This window comes from Embleya sp. NPDC008237, assembly GCF_042956465.1.
In the GTDB taxonomy this organism is placed as follows: domain Bacteria; phylum Actinomycetota; class Actinomycetes; order Streptomycetales; family Streptomycetaceae; genus Embleya.
The window spans coordinates 1-1,002 of sequence record NZ_JBIBGL010000058.1 but is presented as its reverse complement, the minus strand read 5'-3'; the positions used below and the strand labels follow the sequence as shown (position 1 = coordinate 1,002).

Annotated in this window: 2 protein-coding genes; both read left to right on the top strand. The window is 69.0% G+C overall.

All coding sequences use genetic code 11. The annotated features are described in order from the left end of the window. Nucleotides 1–316 (top strand): DUF6262 family protein (locus ACFZBU_RS47990; protein ID WP_391590156.1); only part of this gene is annotated, 316 nt, incomplete at its 5' end. A 182-nt stretch (nt 317–498) separates the two neighbouring features. Next, on the top strand, nt 499–870 hold the full coding sequence (locus ACFZBU_RS47985) for a hypothetical protein (protein ID WP_391590155.1): 372 nt from the start codon (nt 499–501) through the stop codon (nt 868–870). Nucleotides 871–1,002: the final 132 nt, after the last annotated feature.

The window sequence follows — 1,002 nt, the reverse complement described above, 5'->3', positions numbered from 1 at the left end:
AGTCGCCCGCGAAGCGGGCGTCTCCCGGTCCTGGCTCTACAACCAGCCGGACCTACGAGCCGAGATCGAACGTCTGCGAGCCCGGCATCGCCCCGTCCCCGCTGCCCGCCCGATTCCCGACCGGCAGCGGGCCTCCGAAGCATCCCTGCTGCGGCGCTTGGAGGCCGCCACCGAGCGCAACCGGCAGCTGGAGGCGGAGAATCGCGAGCTCAGGCAGGCCCTCGCCCTGGCGTTGGGCGAACGCCGCACGGCCGACACCTGCGGCATCCGCGCCACCGCGACGTCTCCAGCTGCAAGGGCGATCGGCCCGTGCTGAGGAGCTGACGCACCGGCATCGCGACCGCAGCTGTTCCCGCAGCCAACCCGGGAGGTCGGCGAGGATACGCGGTCGACGGAGGGACGCTGTTACGGCACTATCCGGGGCAAGGTCCGATGATGAGGAGCACGGTGATAAGCCAGGGCGTGAAGGTCACAACACGATGCGAAGCCTGCGGCGGTGTGCTGATACTCGACACCGGCCAGTCCATCGAACGCGGGCGCCTGTGGTGGGGAACCGAGGGGGCTTGCCAGTCCTGCCCCGTCGTCTGGTGCGAGCAGGACTTCGGCGACGCGACTCCGGAGGCGATCCGCCAGGCCCTCCTCGCGGAACACGGACCCGCCCGGCTCCGGCTGACAGCGCCCGGGGCGAGTGCAGTGCCCGTCCTTCGCGCCCTTCGAGAGGTGCACGGCCTGTCACTGGCACAAGCACGGGCCCTGGCAGACGAGTTGAAGACGACCAGCCTCGTGGGCACGTTCGTCGAGATGGAACTCATAGCCGCCCGGCTCCGACACCATTCCGTCGGAGTGACAGTCGAGACATCGTCCGGCTGACCCTCCGGAGCGAGCGACACGCCGGGCGACACAATCTCCGCAGCCGGAAAGGTCTCGATTCCTCCGCGTCGAGGACACCGTCCACATCGCATTGTCCCTGGTCAGCCCCGTCCTCATTGCGATGGCTCAAGA